12 protein-coding genes are annotated in these 14,982 nt (G+C 72.8%); 4 read left to right on the plus strand and 8 right to left on the minus strand.

Annotated elements, in window-relative coordinates; all coding sequences use genetic code 11:
• Nucleotides 1-264: 264 nt before the first annotated feature.
• Nucleotides 265-1,248 (minus strand): type I glyceraldehyde-3-phosphate dehydrogenase, encoded by a 984-nt coding sequence (gene gap, locus HCN51_RS43965; RefSeq protein WP_168017913.1) that lies wholly within the window; start codon nt 1,246-1,248, stop codon nt 265-267.
• A gap of 738 nt (nt 1,249-1,986) precedes the next feature.
• Between gap and HCN51_RS43970 the strand changes: the two genes are divergently transcribed.
• Together HCN51_RS43970 and HCN51_RS43975 are read left to right on the plus strand one after the other, a co-directional pair.
• Complete coding sequence (locus tag HCN51_RS43970; protein WP_346434009.1) at nt 1,987-4,545, plus strand: cation-translocating P-type ATPase; 2,559 nt, start codon at nt 1,987-1,989, stop codon at nt 4,543-4,545.
• Nucleotides 4,546-4,775: 230 nt separating this feature from the next.
• The gene (locus HCN51_RS43975; protein ID WP_168017915.1) at nt 4,776-4,955 is read left to right on the plus strand and encodes a hypothetical protein; all 180 of its coding nucleotides are present in this window, start codon (nt 4,776-4,778) and stop codon (nt 4,953-4,955) included.
• Between the two features lie 4 nt (nt 4,956-4,959).
• Here HCN51_RS43975 and HCN51_RS43980 read toward each other — a convergent pair whose 3' ends face one another.
• The 6 genes from HCN51_RS43980 to pflB form a co-directional block, all read right to left on the minus strand.
• Complete coding sequence (locus HCN51_RS43980) at nt 4,960-6,267, minus strand: wax ester/triacylglycerol synthase domain-containing protein (protein WP_168017916.1); 1,308 nt, start codon at nt 6,265-6,267, stop codon at nt 4,960-4,962.
• Nucleotides 6,268-6,272: 5 nt separating this feature from the next.
• On the minus strand, nt 6,273-6,464 hold the full coding sequence (locus tag HCN51_RS43985) for a DUF1918 domain-containing protein (RefSeq protein ID WP_080039450.1): 192 nt from the start codon (nt 6,462-6,464) through the stop codon (nt 6,273-6,275).
• Between the two features lie 1,238 nt (nt 6,465-7,702).
• Nucleotides 7,703-8,713, minus strand: coding sequence for a zinc-dependent alcohol dehydrogenase (locus tag HCN51_RS43990; RefSeq protein WP_168017917.1), 1,011 nt, complete (start codon nt 8,711-8,713; stop codon nt 7,703-7,705).
• 217 nt (nt 8,714-8,930) lie between these two features.
• Nucleotides 8,931-9,728: a sigma 54 modulation/S30EA ribosomal C-terminal domain-containing protein gene (locus HCN51_RS43995; protein ID WP_168017918.1), complete on the minus strand. Its 798-nt coding sequence runs from the start codon at nt 9,726-9,728 to the stop codon at nt 8,931-8,933.
• A gap of 264 nt (nt 9,729-9,992) precedes the next feature.
• Nucleotides 9,993-10,718 carry a pyruvate formate-lyase-activating protein gene (gene pflA, locus HCN51_RS44000; protein ID WP_168017919.1) on the minus strand — a complete coding sequence of 242 codons (726 nt, stop codon included), beginning with the start codon at nt 10,716-10,718 and terminating at the stop codon, nt 9,993-9,995.
• 10 nt (nt 10,719-10,728) lie between these two features.
• Nucleotides 10,729-12,969 carry a formate C-acetyltransferase gene (pflB, locus tag HCN51_RS44005; protein ID WP_168017920.1) on the minus strand — a complete coding sequence of 747 codons (2,241 nt, stop codon included), beginning with the start codon at nt 12,967-12,969 and terminating at the stop codon, nt 10,729-10,731.
• A gap of 175 nt (nt 12,970-13,144) precedes the next feature.
• Between pflB and HCN51_RS60460 the strand changes: the two genes are divergently transcribed.
• Entirely contained in the window at nt 13,145-13,279 is a 135-nt protein-coding gene (locus HCN51_RS60460) for an APC family permease (protein ID WP_240973869.1), read from the plus strand.
• Nucleotides 13,280-13,594: 315 nt separating this feature from the next.
• Here the strand turns inward: HCN51_RS60460 and HCN51_RS44010 are convergent, their stop codons facing one another.
• Nucleotides 13,595-14,311, minus strand: coding sequence for a CBS domain-containing protein (locus tag HCN51_RS44010; protein ID WP_168017921.1), 717 nt, complete (start codon nt 14,309-14,311; stop codon nt 13,595-13,597).
• A 227-nt stretch (nt 14,312-14,538) separates the two neighbouring features.
• On the opposite strand from HCN51_RS44010, the gene HCN51_RS44015 reads away from it, so the two are divergent.
• Nucleotides 14,539-14,982 (plus strand): GAF domain-containing protein (locus tag HCN51_RS44015; RefSeq protein ID WP_168017922.1); only part of this gene is annotated, 444 nt, incomplete at its 3' end.

Consider the following 14,982-nt stretch of genomic DNA (forward strand, 5'->3'; position numbering starts at 1 on the left):
GTCCGCCGCCGTGCTCCGCGGCGTTGAGCACGCCATCGTTGGTCGCGAAGAGGATGTCTGCGAGCCGCTCGCCGGCCAGTCCCTGTCGTTGTGCGGCAGCCCGAGACGGCATCACGGATGTCGCCGAGGGGGTTCTCGTCGAAGCTCGCGGTGAGCACGATCTTCATGTCACGCCTTCACGGGCGCATAGCTGTGGGGCAGGGGCCCATGCCCCTGCCCCTGCCCCTGCCCGGATGGTGGGCTGTCGTGTCCGGTGCTCGCCGGTCACGTCATCCGCTGGGCCATTTCGACGAGGCGGTTGGCGTAGCCCCACTCGTTGTCGTACCAGCCGAAGACCTTGACCAGGTCGCCGCCGGCCTGGGTGAGCGGGGAGTCGAAGACGCATGAGGCGGCGTCGCCGATGATGTCGCGGGAGACGAGCGGGTCGGTGCTGTAGCGCAGGATGCCGTGCAGCTCGTTCTGGGCGGCGTCGGCGAAGGCGTCGTTGATCTCCTGGACGGTGACCGGGCGGGTGAGCTGGGCCGACAGGTCGGTGATGGAGCCGTCCTCGACGGGGACGCGGATGGCCACGCCGTCCAGGCGGCCGTTCAGCTCGGGCAACACCTGGCCGACCATGCGGGCGGCGCCGGTGGTGGTGGGCACGATGTTGACGGCGGCCGAGCGGGCCCGGCGCGGGTCCTTGTGCGGGGCGTCCAGCAGCATCTGGTCGCCGGTGTAGGCGTGGATGGTGGTCATGAAGCCGCGGACGAGCCCGAACCGCTCGTGCAGCACCTTGACCATGGGGGCGACGCAGTTGGTGGTGCACGAGGCCAGGGAGATGATCTCGTGCCGGTCCGGGTCGTAGGCGGCGTCGTTGACGCCGGGGACGATGGTGGCGTCCAGGCCCTTGCCCGGGGCCGACAGCAGCACCTTGCGGGCGCCGCCCTTCAGGTGCGCCGCCAGGGCGTCGCGGGTGCGGAAGCGGCCGGTGGCGTCGATGACCAGCTCGACGCCGTAGGCGCGCCAGTCGATCTGCGCGGGGTCGGCGCACGAGGTCACGGCGATCTCGCGGCCGTTGACCTCCAGCAGGCCGGGGGCGGCGGTGACGGGCAGGTCCAGCGGCCCGTACGTGGAGTCGTGCTTGAGCAGGTGGGCCAGCGCGGTCGCGTCGGCGATGTCGTTGACCGCGACGATGTCCAGGTCGGTGCGCAGTGCGCGGCGCAGGACGGCCCTGCCGATCCTGCCGAATCCGTTGATCCCGATTCTCATGACCTCATCGTCCGGCGCTGAGGATCCGCGGGTGAGGGGCCACGGTCCCGCGGGCGAGGGACCTTCGGCCCCCTTTTCGGGGGGCCGGGCGCGTGGAGGCCCTCGCGGGACGGCGCTTGAGCGGGCCGGGCAGGCTCAAGGACCCGGCCGAGGTGCGCGGCCTGCTGGAAGGGCACGGCTACGAGGTGCTGGAAGCGGCGGGCTCGGACCTGCCGGGCACGCACCACCGCTTCGCGGCGAAGCTGGCCGGGGCGTGGGCGAAGAGCGGAGAATCCCGTGCTGGAGGTGCTGGAGCCCGCGGAGTGCCTGCGCCTGGTCGCGCCGGGCGGCGTCGGCAGGGTGGCGTCGGCAGGGTGGCGTCGGCCGGGTGGCGTTCACCGGCTCGTACGGCCCGACGGTGCTGCCCGTCACCGGCCGCCGCGTCCACGGCCTCTGACCGCGCCCGCGGTGCCGGGCGGATCTCTCGCCTCGGCGCGGGCGGCTTCCTTCGTCCTCGTGACGTGCTCGGGGGCGGGCGCCGGGTCGTTGATCCTCACCTCGCGGGCGAAGGGCCTGCGAAAGGCGGCTGCCTCGGGGCAGCGCGGTGGTGGTCAGAGGCCTGATGTGTGCTTCCGGCCCGGCGGGAAAGGACTAACGTCCCTGTTCGCTGCGGTCCGGGTTCGCGAACAGTAGGACGCGGACACATCGGAGCGATCATTCGCCTGCCGGAAGGCCGCAGCGAGCACGGAGGACATGACGGTGACGCCTTTGACTGGGCTGACGTCGGCCGAGGCGGCCTCACGGCTGGCACGGGACGGCGCCAACCTGCTGCCGCAGCAGCCCCCCGTGCCGTTGTGGCGCCGTGTCGTCACGCAACTGCGCGACCCGCTCATCGTCGTGCTGCTCGTCGCGACGGTGCTGACCATCACGACCGGCGACTGGGCCGATGCGGCGGTGATCCTGCTGGTGATCGTCGTCAACACCACCGTGGGGGTGGTGCAGGAGATCCGCGCCGACCGCGCGATCACGGCCCTGGCCCAGCTCGCCGGGCCGGAGGCGCGCGTGGTGCGCGACGGCCGCCAGCAGCGGATTCCCTCCAGCGACGTCGTGGTGGGCGACGTGCTGATCCTGGCCGAGGGCGATGTGGTCCCCGCCGACGCCGAGGTGACCGAATCGGCGTCGCTGCTCGTCGATGAGTCGGCGCTGACGGGCGAGTCGGTGCCGGTGGACAAGCGCGCGGGCGAGCGGGTCTCCTCCGGCACCGTCGTCGTGCGCGGGCGCGGCCGGGCGGAGGTCACCGCGATCGGGGCGGCGAGCACGAGTGGCCGCATCGCGTCCCTGATGGTCAAGGGAGCCGGGCTCACCCCGCTGCAACGCCGCCTGGCCGGGGTGGGCCGGCTGCTGGCCGGCGTGGCCGTCCTGCTGTCGGCCGTGGTCCTGGCGCTGGGGCTGGTGCGCGGCCAGCCGGTGGAGCTGATGGTGATCACCGCCATCAGCCTGGTCGTCGCCGCGGTGCCCGAGTCCCTGCCCGCCGTCGTGACGCTGAGCCTGGCGCTGGGCGCGCGCCGGATGGCCACCCGCAACGCTCTGGTCCGCAAGCTGCCCGCGGTGGAGACCCTGGGCTCGGTGACCGCCCTGGCCACCGACAAGACCGGCACTCTGACCGAGGGCCGCATGGTCGCCCGCCATCTGTGGACCCCGCGGGCGCAGGCCACGATCAGCGGCACCGGCTACGCCCCCGGCGGCGAGATCACCGCCGACGAGCCCGGAGCCTTCGGCGAGCTGCTGACGGCGGCGGTGCTCTGCAACGACGCCCGGCTCTCGCCCCCGCACGACGAGGGCGGCGAATGGGCGGCGCTGGGCGATCCCACCGAGGCGGCCCTGCTCGCCGCCGCCGCCAAGCTCGGCCTGGACCGCAGGGAGGTGCAGACCCGCCTGCCCCGTCTGGCCGAGCTGCCCTTCGACAGCGAACGCAAGCGCATGAGCACCCTGCACCGGCTCCCCGGCGGCGGTGCCCGGCTGATCTGCAAGGGCGCGCCCGAAGCGCTGCTCCACCGGCCCGTCCTGATCGACGACGCGGATCTGCTCGCCCGCGCCGCCGCCCAGGCCGACCGGTACGCCCGGAACGGGTACCGGGTCCTGGCGGTGGCGAGCGCGGACCTCGACGCCGTACCGGCCACACTTCAGGAGAGCGGCCTGTCGCTGCTCGGCCTGATCGCGATCCTGGACCCGCCGCGCCCGGCCGCCGCCACCGCCATCGCCGAGTGCAAGCGGGCCGGCATCAGGCCCATCCTCATCACGGGCGACCATCCGGGCACCGCCGGCGCGATCGCCACCGAGCTGGGCATCATCGCCGGCGGCGACCGCGTCGTGGACTGCCGCGAGCCCGCAGCCCTCGGCGGGGCCGAGGCGGGCGTCTACGCCCGGGCCACCCCCGAGCAGAAGCTCGACATCATCCAGAGCCTCCAGGCGCAGGGCGGTGTCCTGGCCATGACCGGAGACGGGGTCAACGACGGGCCCGCCCTGCGCCGGGCCGACATCGGCGTGGCCATGGGCCGGCGCGGCACCGAGGTGGCCAGGCAGGCGGCCGACCTGGTTCTCGCCGACGACAACCTCGACACCGTCGTCGCGGCCGTCGAGGAGGGCCGCCGGGTGTACGCCAACATCCGCCGCTTCCTCGTCTACGGGCTGTCCGGCGGGGCGGCCGAGATCGCCGTGATGCTGCTCGGCCCGTTCGCCGGGCTGCCGCTCCCCCTGCTTCCCGCGCAGATCCTGTGGATCAACCTGCTCACCCACGGTCTGCCCGGCGTGGCTCTGGGCGGCGAGCCGACCGTCCCGGGAGCCATGGGCGAGCCGCCGCGGCCGCCCGGCCAGAGCATCATCGGCGCGGGCCTGTGGCAGCGTGTCCTGCGCATCGCCGTCGTGCTCACCGCCGTCACCCTCGGCGTCGCCGTCTGGGCCGCGGCGACCGGGCGGCCCTGGCAGAGCATGGCCTTCTTCGCCCTCGGCGCCACCCAGCTCGGCGTCGCGCTCGGCTCCCGCACCCGGCCGGGGTCGCTGGCCAACCCCATGCTGCTGCTCGCCGTCGCCGGCGCGTTCGTCCTGCAAGTCGCGGCCCTGTACGTGCCGCCGCTGCGCCAGCTGCTCGGCACCCAGCCGCTCAACGCCGGCGACCTGCTGATCGTGACCGCGCTGTCCGTGCTCGGCTACGCCGCCGCGCGTCTCGACCGGATCCTGCACCCTTCCCCCCGCCCGCAAGGGCCTGCGGTCGGGCCGCCGGTGGGCGGTGATGTGTACGCGGGAAGGCCTCTCCCCTGACTCGACAAGCCGCCGGATCCCCCGGCTCAGGCCATGACCTCCTTGTCGGACCAGTACGACGCCGCGTTCGACCGGCCCGTGGTGCCGATCCGTCAGGCAGGATGCGAAGACGAGCGTTCGCCGCGGGCGGGGGTGGTCAGTGCCATTGGTCCCTCGGGGCGAGGGCGTTCGCCGGTGTTCCGGGTGTGGTGGAGGGGATCATCATGGGCTTATCAGGAGGTGAACCGATCATGATCGGTGGACGCGTGATCATGGAGGCTCCGCTCGTGGACGCGGAGCTGCTGACGCTGAAGAAGCGGGTCGACAGTCTCGAGGAGCAGGTGCGCACGCTGACGGCCGCCCACCTGGCCCTGGTGCGCAGCATGGAGAGCCTGCCGGGGCCCGCACCCGTACCGGCTGCTGCCGGTTGAGGACTCAGGCGATGGCGGCGAGCTCGTCACGCAGGAAGGCGACGAGTTCGCCGAGGTCGGGGACTCCGTCGGGGTCGGCGATGACGGTGATGGTCACCGTGCCGGCGTAGGAGAGGATCTCGAAGCTCACCGTCACATTGCCGTTCTCGGCGACCGCCACCGGGATGATGTCGCGGATGGCGGCGTCGGCGAAGGTTAGCGGGAGGTCGGGGCCGCGTACGTTGCTGACGAGGGTGTGGATGCGGCGCTGGCGGCGCAGGTAGTGGCGGTAGAGCCCGAGCGCGGCCAGCAGCCGGAACAGCGGGCCGAACAGATCGGCGGCGGAGGCGGTCGCGGCCTGTTTCTTGCGCGTGGCGAGCAGGGCGGCGATCCGCGCCATGCGGTGCGCGGGATCGCCGGTGACGGGGAGGGCGGCGATCAGCACGCCGAAGCGGTTGCCGAGGTCGCTGGTGGTGGTGCTGCGTCGGGCCGCGACCGGCACTGAGACCGACAGGGCGCCGACGTGCTCGCCCCGGCGTTCCAGGAGTCTGCCCAGCGTTCCGGTGATGGCGGTCAGGAGGGCGTCGTTGACGGTGCAGCCGTGGCGGTGGGCCGCGGCCCGCAGGGGCGCCAGGCCGGTCCGCACGACAGCGAAGGTCCGGCGCGGGCCGGTCGGCCGCAGCAGCGAGCACGGCGCTATCGGCTCCGGACGCAGCCCGCCGGTGGCCGCGAGGGCCGTCCTGGCCTGCCGCCAGAAGGTTCGCATGCGGCCGATCGATCGCAGGCGTTCGGCGAAGGCGTCGGCCGCCAGACGCGGCAGGGGCGGCGGGGACTGCGGGAAGCCTGTGGGTGCCGGCCGTCGCGCGGGGTCGGCCAGCGCCGCGAGCAGGGCGAGCCCGCCGATTCCGTCGGCCAGCACGTGGTCGAGCACGACGATCAGCGCCACCGCGCCGTCGGCCAGCCCGGTGACGAAGACCGCGGCCCACCGCGATGGCGGCAGCGGGCCGGCCAGAACGGTGGCGGCCACGTCCAGCAGCGCCCGTTCGTCGCCCGGCGCGGGGCAGGCCAGCTCTCGTACGTGCAGCCGCGGGTCGAACTGCGGATCGTCCACCCACACGGGGCGGCCGGCGCCGAACGGCACCCGCACCAGGCGCTGCCGGAGCCGCGGCACGGAGCGGATCCATTCGGCCAGCAGCGCCGAGGCCCGCGCCACCTCGAACCCGGGCCCCGGCTCCAGCAGCAGGACGGCACCGGCCCGCTGTGGCAGCGCGTCCCCCGCTCCCATGGCCAGCATGGCCACGTCGGAGGGGCCGGCTCGGTCGATGAGCCTCATCGCGTTCATCGGTGGCCGGGGACGACGCGCGCGTCGGGCCCGGGGTAGACAAGAGATTCGCGCCCGTTGTCGAGCCAGCGCACCTGGTAGGGAGGCGAGCCGTCGGCGTGCTCGACGCCCACGACGAAGCCCTCCCGGCGGAGGTTGCCACCGTACGTGCCCTCCACGATCAGCCGATCGCCCACGGTCGCTTTCATGGTGAGCTCCTCGTCTCGCTGCGAGCAGGATGGCTGTCATCCCGGCTCCAGCCTCCGGCCGCCGGCTCGCGCGTGGCAGGGCCGGAGGTCGGGGAACGGGCGGGACGTTCGTCCCTTCACGTCCGGACGGGATGGCGGCGCTGCCGGTGATCGCCCCGCGCCGCGAGGAGGTGTCGTGCCGGTCGAGCTCGGGGCGCTCCAGCACACCGCGACGTCGTCGGTGTGCAAGCCGAACGACCGGCCGGGGAGGTCGGCGTTCATGGCAGCTGCAGGTGGGTCGGCTCGGCACCCTTCGGCCCGCCGGTGGTGTTCGATGTGAACGTGATGGCGGGCCTTCGGCGACCGAGTCGGACCGCACGTCCAGTTCGGCGTGGGGCATGGCGCCGCCGTCACTTGCGGATTGGCCGGCTTGCCTGGGGTGGTCTTTCGCCGATGCGCGCACGATGGCGGCGAGGTCGACCTGGTTCTCTCCTCCGGTCAGGCCGGCTGCGGCTCCGCGACCGTGGTCCGTGTAGCCCCCGGCGTGCATGGTTTCGCGGCACGCGGGCCTGGGAGCCGGGGGTGGGCAAGCGGGACGCGCCCCGGTGATCGCCGACAGGACCACGTCGTTGAAGGTCGCTCCGGACCGGTGCACGACGCCTTTGACGTCGTTCAGCGACGCGCTGGGCGAGGGCGCGCGGCGAGGCCGGCGGCGCCCGTAGGGGAGGTGGGTGCCGGACACCCCGTCGGCCATGCGGTGGTGCACCTTGGACACGAGCGAGAAGGCCCCGTGCCGGCGGGACCATCGTCACCCTCGCGGGGCCAGGCGCGGGACTTTCGTCCCTGGCGCCGGCGGTGGCGATGACCTGGGCTGGAAGTGTCGAACCCGGTGGAAGGGAGGCCGTCATGAACTGGCCCCTCGCGATCGTCCTCGTCTCGGTGATCATCGCCATCATGGTGATCATCACCTCGCTCATCGCCCGGCCGAAGGGATAGCCCGTGGCCGGAACGGGCGCACGGGAACCCAGGCTCCCGTGCGCCCTTGCTTGCGGACCACGGGTCCGTGGCGTCCGGTCCGGACGTTCTCCTGGTCACAAGGCCAGCGTGGGCGGCAGGGAGGTGCACCATGACCGTTCCTGCACCCGTTGTCGGCCAGGCGATCAGGCGGCTCCTCGTGAGGCCGGGCCGGCCTGCGGACGCCGCCGCGGCCGGGCGCGCCCGACTGCCGATCGAGGATCGGTGGCCGGGCACGGGCTTCTTCACAGCTCGAAGACCAGGCGGGCGGGCACGCTGCCGTCCAGGACGTCCTCGAAGGACTGGTTGATCTCCTCCAGCTTGCGCGTCTCGTAGATGACCTTGGTGCGGCCGGCGGCGTGCAGCTTGAAGACTTCGGCCAGGTCGGCGCGGGTGCCGACGATGGAGCCGATGACGCTGATGCCGCCCAGGACGGTCTCGAAGATCGGCAGGCTCATGGCGTTGTCCTTGGGCAGCGAGACCAGCACCAGGCGGCCGCCGCGGCGCAGCGAGGCGTGCGCCTGCTCCAGCACGCGCGGGCTGGCGGCCAGCACGACGGCCACGTCCGCTCCGCCCAGGGCCTTGATCTCGGCGACCGGGTCGACCAGCGCGGCGTTGACGGTGTGGGATGCGCCGAGCTCGCGGGCCAGGCGCAGCTTGTCCTCGGTGACGTCCACGGCGATGGTCTCGCCGCCGAAGATCTGCGCGTACTGCTGTGCGAGGTGGCCGAGCCCGCCGATGCCGAAGATCGCCGCCCGCTCGGAGGGGCGCAGGCCGGAGACCTTGACCGCCTTGTACGTGGTCACGCCCGCGCAGGTCAGCGGCGCGGCCTCGGCGGGGACGACGCCGTCGGGCACGGGCACCACGTAGGCGGCGTGCGCGACGGCGTACTCGGCGTGGCCGCCGTTGACGGCGTAGCCGCTGTTCAGCTGGGACTCGCACAGGGTCTCCCTGCCGCTGACGCAGTACTCGCAGGTGCCGCAGGCGTAGCCGAGCCAGGGGATGGCCACCCGCTCGCCGGCGACCCGGCCGGTCACGGCGGCGCCCACCTCCTCGATGACGCCGACGCCCTCGTGCCCGGGGGTGAACGGCAGCGCCGGCTTGACCGGCCAGTCGCCGTGGGCGGCGTGGATGTCGGTGTGGCACAGCCCGCTCGCCTCGATGCGGACGAGGACCTGGTCCGGGCCTGGTTCGGGGACGGGCACCTCCTGGAGCTCGACGGGCTGGTCAAAGGCGGTGACGACGGCAGCGCGCATGGGTGTTCTCTCTCTATCGGGTCTCATTGTCAGCTTCCGGGTTCGGCGGCGTTCCCGATCAGGGCCGAAGGTCCCGTCCGAGAGGGTCGCGCGTCACCTCCGGCAGGGCCCTGCGTCACCCGTCAGGCGTGATCGACGTATGGTGGACGCGAGGAACCGGAGCGCGGCGCGGATCACGGCCGCCGGCAGGTCGGGCCGGGCGGGCCTGCGGCGGGTGTCAGTCGCCGTGGGCGGTGCTGAGCAGGCCGTAGTCGCCGTCGTCCCGGCGGTGGAGGACGCAGCCGGCGCCGGTGTCGGCGTCGGCGAAGAAGACGAACGGCCATCCGGTCAGCTCCAGCCGCTCGACGGCCTCGTCCAGGGTGAGCCGGGCGGCGGGCGACGGGCTGATGGAGATCGCCGCGCAGGTCGGCGTCGGCAGGCAGGGGTCGGGCACGAGCTGGGCGAGCCGGTAGCCGCGGCCGGCGCGGTAGACGACGCTGTCCTGACCCGTCACGTCCTCGACGAACAGCAGGAAGTCGTAGCCGAGCTGCTCCATGTCGACGACCGCCTCGTCGGGCACGGTGCGGTCGGCCGCGAGCCGCCGCACGATCCGCGGCTCGCCGCCGCTGCCGGCAGCCCTGCCGGCAACGCTGTCGGCAGCGTTGGCGGCGGCGTTGGCGGAGGTGCGCTGCCGGTGGTGGCGTCCCCGCCGGTTCTCCCAGTCCCGGGTGCTCTCCAGCAGCCGTGCCCGGAGCCGGTCGCGCAGCACGTGGATGGCCGCACGGGTGGAGGCGGCGCTGGCCCGGGCCCTGATGAGCCGCCCCTGGACGTCCAGGACGGCCTGTGCCGTCCGCCGCCGCGCGGCCAGCCCGGGCGCGGTGGCGAGCGTGATCCGCGCGTCGAGCACCGGTTCGTGCGACAGCCTGGCCAGCTCCGCCATGGTCTGCCGGGCTCGCAGGACATCGGCGGGGCGGATCCCGCCGCGGACCTTGACCTGCACGTCGGCGGGGTCGAGAGCGATGGGCCTGTGCCTCATGCGTGAGCACCTTCTTCGCGTCCGTTGCTGATGAGTCCACCCTCTGACCAGCACGGACCCTGCTGCCAGGGACTTTCGCCCCCATCGGCGAGGACCTTTGGGACGGGCGGGACCACAGTGGCCGGCGGGACGGCCGGCCCGGGCCCCGCCGCGGCGTATGCCTCCAGCATCGTTCAGGCCCGCCAGCTCGTCCTTGAGGGAGGAGGAGCCCGTGTTCAGGTCGAGGACGGGAGCGGCCATGACGGTGAGCCTGGTCGATCCGGGTCAGACGCTGGCGACGCCGTGGGCGCGGAACTGGGCGTGCACCCGGTCCAGCAGCTCCTGGCCGGGTGGCTCAACGTGGGCGAGGGGGAAGCGCAGGCCGAGGCGTTCGTACTTGCCGGTGGCCATGCGGTGGAAGGGCAGCACGTCCACCCGTTCGACGTTGCCGAGCCCGCTCACGAAGCGGGCCAGGGCGTCCACATTCTCGGGCGCGTCCGTCAGGCCGGGGACCAGCACGAACCGCACCCAGGTGGGGCGGCCCAGGTCGGCGAGGCGGCGGGCGAAGCGCAGGGTGGGCTCCACCGGGCCGCCGGTGACGCGGCGGTAGGTGGCCGGCTCGTAGGACTTGATGTCGAGCAGCACCAGGTCGGTGTCGGCGAGCATCGCGTCGGTGGCGCGGACGCCGAGCAGGCCGCTGGTGTCCAGGGCGGTGTGCAGGCCGGCCGCGTGGCAGCGGCGCAGCAGCTCGCCGGTGAAGCGGGGCTGCAGCAGCGGCTCGCCGCCGCTGATCGTCACCCCGCCACCGGCCACGGAGATGAACCGCTGGTACTTCCCGATCTCGGCCATGATCTGGCCGGTGGTGACCTGGCGGCCGTCGCGCATCCGCCAGGTCTCCGGGTTCTGGCAGTACCGGCAGCGCAGCGGGCAGCCCGCGGTGAAGAGCACGAACCGGGTGCCGGGGCCGTCCACGCCGACCGACAGGTCCCACGAGCTGACGGAACCGTTCATCGCGGGCCGGTCACAGCGAGCCGTGGAACGTGCGGTTGACGACGTCGCGCTGCTGCTCGGGAGTGAGGCGGACGAAGTTGACCGCGTAGCCGGAGACCCGCACGGTGAGCTGCGGGTAGCGGTCGGGGTGCGCCATCGCGTCCAGCAGCACGGCGCGGGTGAGCACGTTGACGTTCATGTGGAAGCCGCCGGCGTCGAAGTAGCCGTCCAGCACCCCGGCCAGGTTCGCGACGCGTTCCTCCGGGGTGCGGCCGAGCCCGTCGGGGGTGACGGTGCTGGTCAGGGAGATGCCGTCGAGGGCCTGGTCGTAGGGGAGCTTGGCGATCGAGAGGGCGGAGGCGATCATGCCGTGGCGGTCGCGGCCGTTCATCGGGTTGGCGCCGGGCGCGAACGGCTCGCCGGCGCGGCGGCCGTCCGGGGTGCTGCCCGTGTGCTTGCCGTAGACCACGTTCGAGGTGATCGTCAGGACGGACTGGGTGTGCTCGGCGTCCCGGTACGTGCGGTGCCGGCGGATCTTGTCCATGAACGTGCGCACCAGCTCGACGGCGATGGCGTCGGCGCGGTCGTCGTTGTTGCCGTAGGCCGGGTAGTCGCCCTCCACGATGTAGTCGACCGCCAGGCCGGTGGCGTCGCGGACGACCTTGACGCGGGCGTGCCGGATCGCCGACAGGCTGTCGGCGGCGACGGACAGGCCGGCGATGCCGCAGGCCAGGGTGCGCTTGACCGGATGGTCGTGCAGGGCCATCTCCAGGCGCTCGTAGGCGTACTTGTCGTGCATGTAGTGGATGATGTTGAGCGCGTTGACGTAGGTGCGGGCCAGCCAGTCCATCATCCGGTCGAAGGCGGCGGCCACCTGCTCGTAGTCGAGGACCTCACCGGTGATCGGCGGCTGGGCTGGGCCGACCTGGGCGCCGGTGAGCTCGTCGCGGCCGCCGTTGATCGCGTACAGGAGGGTCTTGGCCAGGTTGACGCGGGCGCCGAAGAACTGCATCTGCCGGCCGACCGGGGCGGCCGACACGCAGCAGGCGATCGCGGCGTCGTCGCCGAGGCGGGGGCGCATCAGCTCGTCGCTCTCGTACTGGATGGCGCTGGTCTCGATCGACAGCGCGGCGCAGAACCGCTTGAACGGCTCGGGCAGGCGCGGCGACCAGAACACGGTCAGGTTCGGCTCCGGGGCGGGGCCGAGGTCGCGCAGCGTCTGCAGATAGCGGAAGCTCGTGCGGGTGACCAGGGGACGGCCGTCGGAGCCGAGGCCGCCGATCGACTCGGTCACCCAGGTCGGGTCGCCGGAGAAGAGCTGGTCGTACTCGGGGGTGCGCAGGAACCGCACGATCCGCAGCTTGATCACGAAGTCGTCGATCAGCTCCTGCGCGCGCTCCTCGGTGATCCGCCCCTCCGCGAGGTCGCGTTCGAGGTAGATGTCCAGGAACGTGGAGGTGCGGCCGATCGACATCGCGGCCCCGTTCTGCTCCTTGATCGCGGCCAGGTAGGCGAAGTACAGCCACTGCACCGCCTCGTGCGCGGTGGCGGCCGGGCGGGAGAGGTCGTGGCCGTAGGCGGCGGCCATCGCCTTCAGCTCGTTCAGCGCTTTGAGCTGCTCGGCCAGCTCCTCACGGTCGCGGATGACGGCGTCGGTGGCGTCGGCGTCGTCCAGGGAGCGCAGTTCGGCGTGCTTGGCCTCGATGAGCCGGTCCACGCCGTAGAGCGCGACGCGGCGGTAGTCGCCGATGATGCGGCCGCGGCCGTAGGCGTCCGGCAGGCCGGTGATCACGCCGGCCTTGCGGGCCCGCAGGATCTCGGGGGTGTAGGCGTCGAAGACGCCGTCGTTGTGGGTCTTGCGGTACCTGGTGAAGATCTCCTTCACGGCGGGGTCCAGCTTGTGGCCGTAGGCGGCCAGGCCGTTCTCCACCATGCGCAGCCCGCCCGCCGGCATGATCGCCCGCTTGAGCGGCGCGTCGGTCTGCAGGCCGACGATCAGCTCCCGGTCGCGGTCGATGTAGCCGGGCGCGTGCGCGGTGATGGACGACGGCGTGGCCGCGTCCACATCGAAGATCCCGCGCCGCCGCTCCTCGGGGAAGAGCGCGCTCACCTTCGCCCACACGGCCAGCGTCCGCTCGGTCGGGCCGGACAGGAAGCCCGCGTCGCCGCTGTAGGGGGTGTAGTTGTCCTGGATGAACGGCCGGACATCCACCTTGTCCCGCCAGGCCGTGCCCTGAAAGCCGCGCCACGCCTCGCCCGCGATCGCCGTCATGGTTCCCCCTTCGTGTCGGATGTCCGCTTTCACCCTCCTTGATCTGAGCGGCGATCACGGCGGCCGAAGGGCACCCGCACGAAGGACCAAGGTCATCAGGATGGGGGACGTCGGCCTCCGTGCCTGCGGTGACGGCGCGGATGTGCTGGTGATGCCGCTGGAAGGAGGACTCATCATGTCCGCCACGCCGCTGCCACGCCGCCGCGAGCCGGGCCCGTGGACGGCGACCGCACTGGTCGTCGGCAACATGATCGGCTCAGGGGCGTTCCCAGCGCCGGCGACGGCCACGGTGCGCCCTGCGCCGGTCTGACGGCCGGCGGGCGCTGCCCGCTGCCGGAAGAAGACGTCGACCTCGTCGTGGCCGTCCGCCCGGCGCCCGGACGGCTCACGCTGCGCGAGGCAGGGGTGCTGTGCGCGTTACGCACCCGCGTCCCGCTGCCGGCGGCCGGGCCGATCCCGGAGGACACCGCGCTGGGTGAGGCGGCGACGACCTGCCGAGCCGGCGAACCGGTGAACGCCTGCGCCTGCGCCGTGGCCGCCACCGGTCCCGCGGCCTGGCTCGCCTGCGCCCAGGCCACCAGAGGACGCCACAGGATCATGGCCGTGCTCACCCCGGTCGTTCACGTCAAGGACGGTCCCAGGAGTAGGGCAGTTCGAGGACGTCGTCGCGCCGCCAGACGAGGTCCTCGCGGACGTCCACGACCCCGTCGAGGTGCTCGGCGGCGTGCACGGCGGCCTGGGCCTGGCTGCGCCGGTCGGTGTAGCCGGACAGGGTGACGATGCCGTCGTGCACCTCCACGAGGATGCCGTCGCGATCGTTCCACCGGTCCTGCGCGGGGATGCCCGCGACCACGAGCCGCCGGGTCTCCTCATCGTCGCGCAGGAACGCCCCGAGCAGGTCGCGCCGGCTGACGACGCCCTCCAGCCGGCCTTCCTCGTCGACGACGATCAGCCGCTTGACGCCGTGCTCGTCCATCATGCGCGCCGCCCTGACCGTCGAGGCGTGCGGGGCGACCGTCACCGCGGGCGCCGTCATCAGGCCCGCGGCGGCGTCCGCCGCCGCCTTCGCGCCGCCGTCCTCGTCCCGCATCGTCACCTTCCGCCGCATCCTCGCCCGCAGCGAGGGCCGGTAGCTCTCGCCGTGGTACTGCTCGCGGAACTCCTCCTTGCGCATCAGGTCTCCCTCGGAGACCACGCCGACGACCCGCCCGGCGGCGTCCAGCACCGGCACGGCGCTGATCCCATGGGTCACCAGCACCCGGGCGACCTCCTTGAACGGCATGTCCTGCCCGACCGCGATCACCTGCTTGGTCATGACATCGTGCACCGTGGTCCGCATCATGGTCCTCCTTCGCTCTCCACTGTCATGACATCGCTTCCCGCGGTGCCTCACGTAGGGACCGAAGCCCCTGATGGCACGGTCGTTGGTCGCGGCGAGTGTCATGCCCGTGGGGACGTTCGCCACAGGCCGACAGCCGCGGTTCTGGGCGCGGAGGACGCGAGCAGGGCGGTGATGACGGCACCGGACATGGGGTGGGCGCGTACTCGACGGGATGCGAAACTGATCGCATGTCGGAAAGCGAGGTTCGTCCGTTGATGCCCCAGATGCGGCTCGATGAGCTGCTTGCAGAGCTGCAGACCAGGCTCACCGCGGTGCTGGCCACCCGTGACCGCGTGCACGCGCTGCTCGAAGCCGTCGTGTCCGTGGGCAGCGACCTCGACCTGGAGACCGTGCTGCGGCGCATCGTCGAGACCGCCACCACGCTGGTCGACGCCAGCTACGGCGCGCTCGGCGTGGTCGGCGAGGAGAACACGCTCCTGCAGTTCATCCCCGTCGGCCTCACCGAGGAGGAGATCGCCAAGATCGAGCACTGGCCCCACGGGCTCGGCCTGCTCGGCCTGCTCATCAAGGACGCCCGGCCGCTGCGGCTCGGCCGCATCTCCGACCACCCCGAGTCCTACGGGTTCCCGCCCGGTCACCCGCCGATGGGCACGTTCCTCGGGGTGCCGGTA

It is taken from the genome of Nonomuraea composti (assembly GCF_012034275.1).
In the GTDB taxonomy this organism is placed as follows: domain Bacteria; phylum Actinomycetota; class Actinomycetes; order Streptosporangiales; family Streptosporangiaceae; genus Nonomuraea; species Nonomuraea composti.